Origin of the sequence: Clostridium sp. UBA6640, from assembly GCF_002455975.1 — a bacterium.
Classification (GTDB): Bacteria; Bacillota; Clostridia; order Clostridiales; family Clostridiaceae; genus Clostridium_J.
Map to the genome: position 1 here is coordinate 38,089 of NZ_DKLM01000105.1, position 6,305 is coordinate 44,393.

The following is a 6,305-nucleotide window of genomic DNA, read 5'->3' on the forward strand; positions in this document are numbered from 1 at the left end:
CTGTAGTTTATGGGGGTATGAAATTGAAGGTGAGCGTGTACCCGAGGTTGGTGATTTAAGTATTATTACTAACTGGGAAGGTGTACCACGATGTGTTATTGAAACAATTGCAGTAACAATTATTCCATTTTCAGATATTACCTATGATATTTGTAAGCGAGAGGGCGAGGATGATACATTAGAATCTTGGCGTGCTGAACATGTTCTCTCTAAAAATTAATAGAAGCAAGCAGTACAAGGAAGTGAAGGAACGAGGAACAGAGTTTACTAAGGTAAATGAGTACCACAGTGACTGAAACTGACGCAGTAATGCGAAGCTTATAGGAATTTTTGTTTCTTTAAGGAAGAGGGAACTGAACTTGGATATGAGTTTAGCGAAGATATGCCAGTGATTTTTGAAGATTTTAAAGTAGTATATGAGAGAACTTAGTTCATAATCATAAAATTATCAAGAGCAAATTTTATGATTATGAACTAATAAATTGAGCTAAACACAAATTTAAATATTAATGATAAATGAGGAATGAACAATGATAAAAACAATTTATAAATTTGAGGAAATAATTGATTTTGCATGGGAATTAAGTCAAAATGATTTACATGCTAGTTATCCAAGAAGGGAATCAATGAAGAATATTAAAGAAAATATTGAAAGAGCTATTCGTTCAGATAATAGAAATATAGTAGCTTGCTATCAGGAAGATGTATTATCAGGAGTGTGTGTTTATTACTGGGAATATGATGAGAAATATGCATCAACAGAAATGTTTTTAATAAGGGAAAATTATGAACAAATTGCAGAAGAATTAGTTGATTATATAAGAAAGCAATTACCAGGATATGAACTATTAATAGGTGTACCTCTTTCCAATAAAGATGCAAACCAATTTTTTAAGAAAAAGAATATTGAATGCGTTAGTTATAGTAATGACACCAGGCTATATAATTTAGAACCACGTATGAATCAGAAACATGATCATGTAGAAAAAATTACTGAAAGTGATTTTAAAGAGTACGCTATATTTCATGATAAATATGCTATTCCTTTAGGAATGTATTATAATAGTAAAAATTTGCAAAAGAATATAGATAGCTTTCGAGTATTTGCTTTTAGGCAAGATGAAGGGATTCACGGAAGTATTTTTGTTAAGGGATTACTAGACCCAAAAGAAAAAGAAGTTTTTGGTTTGTTTATTGATGAAGAATATAAAAATAGTGGTATTGAAAGTATCTTAATCGATGAAATGTTGATGCAGTTATATAATGAATTTGGTACATTAAAGGAAATTGTATATTTTATTGATGAAGATTGCCCTGATGAATTAAATTCAGCTTTAGCTGCAGGTTTTGAGATTAAAGATAAATATAGATGTTATAAATGTATACTTTAGTTTATTAAATTAATATTCATTGAAGAATCGGAATCTTCTTGCTTTATAAATAAAAAATCACAAATACTACAGATTATATAAAATTAATTAGTGTATAGAAAGTGTACTAAATATTATAAAATTATCACTATTTATTTAATAGGAGATTGTGTATATGGTTGATTTACAGGTATATTGTCTTAGTGATTTACATGAAACAAAAAAACGTGAAGCTGTTGAATTATTTGTTGATGGATTTAGAAATATATTCTTATTTACAGAAAATAAGTTTGAATTAGTTGAACTCTTTTTACCATCTTTGGATACTTCAATGATTTATGTTTGTTGCTATAAGGAAAAAATTGTTGGAATTCTTGGGATTGGCACAAATAAGAAAAGAGTATTTTGTTTTGATATCCAAGTATGTCAAAAAATATTCGGAAAAATTAAAGGAATGATGATATATAAACAGCTTAAGTTGATTGCAGAAACTCCAGCAGTAAAGAAGGATTCCGACTTATATATTGATTACTTGACTACTGATGCAGATATGCGTAGAAAAGGAATAGCTACAAAGCTGTTAGATTTTGTATGCCAATTACCAGAATACGATGAATGTTATTTAGAAGTGCTATCCAAAAACACCAATGCAAAACGACTATATGAGAAATTGGGATTTAAGGCATATAAAAAAAGCTTTAATTTTTTTACTATTATTCAGGGATTTGGGTATCAAATAAAAATGAAGAAGGGAATAAAATGAGTGTTTTCTTCATTCATTTTATGACTATTAAATGAATCAAAAGTAACACATGTTCTTTGAAAAGTCATGTTTTATTAAGATGTATTTCTATGTAATGAATACTAAAAAGTTAGGATTTAAAGAAAGTGAATAAGTAATTATTCCAATTTTTGGAGGTTAATAAATGCAAATAACGGATTATATGAGTATTAGAAGAGAATCTCAAAGGCTTGTAGTGAGGCCAATGAGGGATGAAGATTTTGAAACAATTCAGTGTGGTTTAAAAGGTCAGGGTGCACTGCAAAACAAATATGATGGAGAAGAGATTGAGCTAACAGATATTTTTACAGAATCTTTCTGCAAAGAAACTGCAGATACTTTAGAACAGCATGCAAAAAGTGATAGAGCATATGAGTTTAAAGTATTTAAAAAGGAGGATGGGAGCTATATCGGTGGAGTTATTGTAAAAACTATTAAGCGAAGGAATTTTCAGTGGGCAGAAATTGGGTATTGGCTACTCAACCAGCATTGGGGTAAGGGTTATGGAAGTGAGATGGTGAAGGCTATGATTGATATATCTTTTAATGAACTTTGCTTTCATCGGCTGGAAGCGCATATAAATTTGGGCAACATAGCTTCTCAAAAGACCGCAGAAGCAGCAGGAATGAAGTTTGAATGTATCCGAAAAGGATTTATTTTTGAATCTGATGAGTGGACTGATCATATGATTTATGTCATAAATAATACAAATTGTACAGGATTATAAGCGTATCCAATTAACACACAATGTTCTTTTAGAGCGTAACAATTATATAATTTATTCACAATATCGTATTATTCAATGTGAACATGCGGTATTTTTCTTTCATCCTACCAATATGTGATGAACTAATTAATAGAAGCCTCATTTGAAGATTAGATAATAGGATGTTTTAAATTTGTTATGAGTTCTATATAGCTATAAAAATATATGGGTGAGTCTGACTATTATAAATTATATAATAGTCATCTGTAATATTCTTATAGGGAGCAATTCTTAGTATAAATTAAGCTCAGATTACTTTAACTTGTGAAATGAATGAGATTTAAGTTATGAAAGTAAAATATGGGTGGACTTTTTATGGATATTAAAAGTGTGTTGAGTGGTGTAACATGGAGGATATGTAGGTTTTAACGTAAATCTCTAAATCGAAATACTTATAATTTTTATGGGAGGAAAGAAAATAATGAAAATACTATTTAAAGAATTTAAAGATGAAATTGATGCTTTGATAGAGTTTTTAACATCAGATACTTGGGAGTTTTATGGAACACCAAATCCAAAGCCAGAAAGAATTAGAAAGAGTTATGAAAATCAATATTACACTGGGGATGACTGCAAAACATTTTGGGTTATTTTAGACCAAGATATAAAGGTAGGAATGATAAGAATTTATGATTTAGAAGATGGTGATCCATTATTTGATATAAGAATTTCTAGTAAGTACAAAGGCACGGGAATTGGGACAAGCACTGTGAAGTGGATTGTTGACTATATATTTAATAATTACTCTGATAAGAATAGGATAGAGGGTAATACAAGGCAGGATAATTATGCTATGAGATGTGTATTCCATAAGTGTGGTTTTCTTAAAGAATCACACTACCGAAAAGCATGGGTAGGTAATGATGGAAAAGCATATGATGCAATTGGATATGGCATTACAAAAGAGGATTGGCAAAATGGAAAAGTTACTCCAGTAAATTGGAATGACTTTAAGTGTTAAAGATATAACATTATATTATAAAGAGGGATATGAGAAAGCATATATGATGAATTGTAAATTAGTTGAATTCATAATTTGGAAATTGATTAATGGAATAATAAATATAAAAGATAAGTGATAATAAATCAATCAGAGATTACACTTAAGATTATAAATTAAGAATTAGAGGCCCTAATAAGTATGAGTGAAGGTATAATATGTACTTACCAAAACAGATAAAAGACCTAATAGTATTGATGCAGTCTGAAGAATGTAAGGAAGGTATGTCAAGAGCAAAGGTGATTCGTTACTATGATACTTGTAAAGAATTCTTTTTAAAGATTGAAAAGATAAATGATGAGGTTATAAGAGAATATGATATGTATCAGTGGCTTATAGGGAAACTGCCAGTACCAAAAGTTGTTTGTAGAGTTGTAGAGGATAATGTTTCATATATGTTAATTGAAGCTGCGAAAGGTAAGATACTAGAGGATGATACTTATCGCAGTAGACCAGAAAAGCTACTAGAATTAGCTGCCAAGGGGATCAAATTATTACAAAGTGTGGATGTTAATGATTGCCCCTTTGATAGTAGGATAGATGCAAAATTAGAGAAGGCAAGAGAAAAAATTGAAAGTGGCATAACAGGAAGAATAGATGAAAATCTATATACAGAGGGATTATATGCTCCCGAAGATGTATATAGATACCTTATAGAGAATAAGACAGAAGAAAAACTGACTTTTTCCCATGGGGACTATTGTTTTAATAATTACTTTACGAATGGAACAGGGATTATAGACTTTATAGATATGGGACGAGCTGGTATAAGTGATTTTTATCAAGATATTGCATTATGCGTTCGTGAACTAATGGATTTTGAACCCAAATATACGGATATGTTCATAAGAGAGTTGGGGATAGAACCAAATTGGGAAAAGATAAAATACTATATTTTAATTAGATGTATTGTTTTAAGTTTGAGTATAATCTGTAGTTACTTAATTCATAATATTAGATTTTAAAATCACAAGTAAAAAAAGTGAATAACTTATAAAAATACCTTATTATTTTAGAAGCAAATATATTGTGCTATAATCTATTTCAAGTATACAGATAAATTTAGAACAGATATAAGAGGAGGATAATTATGATTGAATATAAATTTGACACGCAATTATTGATTGAAGGAGAGAGTCTTTCAGAAGATAAAATAAACGAGTATATTACAAAAAATATTGAAGGTGATTGTTTACTTGTAGTTGGTGATGAGGAATTGATTAAAATTCATTTTCACACAAATACCCCATGGAAAGTGCTTGAGTACTCTTCTTCACTAGGTGATATTCACGATATTGTTATAGAAAATATGGAAAGGCAGTCTAATGGTCTTCAAGGTTAAACAGTATAAAAAATTGTTGCAAATTTCAATTTATCTAATTAGAAATATATAGATTTATATAAACAATTTCAAATAAATTATAAAATAATCTATTTATAATGACTTTAATTATTTATAGTAAGAGTTTTATAAATTAGTTTTTTTCTTAATATAGATTGGAGGGTTTTTTATGGAAGATTATATTATAAATGATAAATCATTATTTAACATTGAATTAATACAAGACGTCAGTGTTAGAAGATTTAAAGAAAGTGATTTTTCTTCTATTCAAAACTTGTATAAAGAAGAAGGATGGATAACATTTATAAATAGAGATAAGGATGCTTTAGAAGCATGGAAAAATTCTAATATTGCCATTGTAGCCGTTGAAGGAGATAAAATAGTTGGACTAGTACGAGGTCTTACAGATGGTAATATCACTACCTTTATAGCAGAGATTATAGTACATAGAGCTTATAGAGGAAAAGGGATAGGAAAAGCTTTATTAGATATTTGTCATCAGCTATATCCTAAAACAAGAATAGAATTACTTGCAGATGAAGAGGTCTATGAGTTTTATACAAAAAATAAATTTAGAAAAATTATGGGATTTAGAAAAAATTATGAAGTATAAATATAAAATTACTTGGACTACATATTATTACTAACTCTCTTTATAAATTGAGTAAATATATTTATATCGATGTAGAAATTTAATTATAGCTTTTATAAGATAAAAATTGGATAAAATAGAAGGAATTCATAGTTAAATGCATAATTATATATTATGACTTAAAAAGGAGTGATGTTCTATGAGAAGTTATAACATATTTACTATGAGAAGTTATAACATATTTAATTGTACTGTAAATGATATGCTTCAAGCAAAGACCATAATGACTCAGTTAGCTATGCTTTGCTTGGAGCCTAATGTATCTATTAGCTAAAAGGCATCTTTAATTAAATATTTTTCTTGAGATGCTAGAAACTAGGCTCTCATAATACATGAGCTTACTTTTTCATAGGTCTTTGCCTTAATTTACAAAAATTAAGGAGGGGCAAAAATA

Annotated in this window: 9 protein-coding genes; all 9 read left to right on the forward strand. The window is 28.9% G+C overall.

Annotated elements, in window-relative coordinates:
• A partial coding sequence (locus tag B2W91_RS11635) for an ASCH domain-containing protein (protein WP_291581042.1) occupies positions 1-220 on the forward strand: 220 nt, incomplete at its 5' end.
• A gap of 310 nt (positions 221-530) precedes the next feature.
• A complete protein-coding gene (locus B2W91_RS11640; protein WP_291581044.1) occupies positions 531-1,391 on the forward strand; it encodes a hypothetical protein in 861 nt (286 codons plus the stop codon).
• Between the two features lie 154 nt (positions 1,392-1,545).
• On the forward strand, positions 1,546-2,133 hold the full coding sequence (locus tag B2W91_RS11645) for a GNAT family N-acetyltransferase (protein WP_291581045.1): 588 nt from the start codon (positions 1,546-1,548) through the stop codon (positions 2,131-2,133).
• Between the two features lie 163 nt (positions 2,134-2,296).
• Positions 2,297-2,878, forward strand: coding sequence for a GNAT family N-acetyltransferase (locus B2W91_RS11650; RefSeq protein ID WP_291581046.1), 582 nt, complete (start codon positions 2,297-2,299; stop codon positions 2,876-2,878).
• 460 nt (positions 2,879-3,338) lie between these two features.
• Positions 3,339-3,878 carry a GNAT family N-acetyltransferase gene (locus B2W91_RS11655; RefSeq protein WP_291581047.1) on the forward strand — a complete coding sequence of 180 codons (540 nt, stop codon included), beginning with the start codon at positions 3,339-3,341 and terminating at the stop codon, positions 3,876-3,878.
• A 197-nt stretch (positions 3,879-4,075) separates the two neighbouring features.
• Positions 4,076-4,882, forward strand: coding sequence for an APH(3') family aminoglycoside O-phosphotransferase (locus tag B2W91_RS11660; protein ID WP_291581048.1), 807 nt, complete (start codon positions 4,076-4,078; stop codon positions 4,880-4,882).
• 125 nt (positions 4,883-5,007) lie between these two features.
• Positions 5,008-5,259, forward strand: coding sequence for a kinase to dihydroxyacetone kinase (locus B2W91_RS11665; RefSeq protein WP_291581051.1), 252 nt, complete (start codon positions 5,008-5,010; stop codon positions 5,257-5,259).
• 169 nt (positions 5,260-5,428) lie between these two features.
• Entirely contained in the window at positions 5,429-5,872 is a 444-nt protein-coding gene (locus tag B2W91_RS11670; RefSeq protein ID WP_291581053.1) for a GNAT family N-acetyltransferase, read from the forward strand.
• Positions 5,873-6,050: 178 nt separating this feature from the next.
• Entirely contained in the window at positions 6,051-6,185 is a 135-nt protein-coding gene (locus B2W91_RS11675; RefSeq protein WP_291581055.1) for a hypothetical protein, read from the forward strand.
• Positions 6,186-6,305 lie beyond the last annotated feature (120 nt).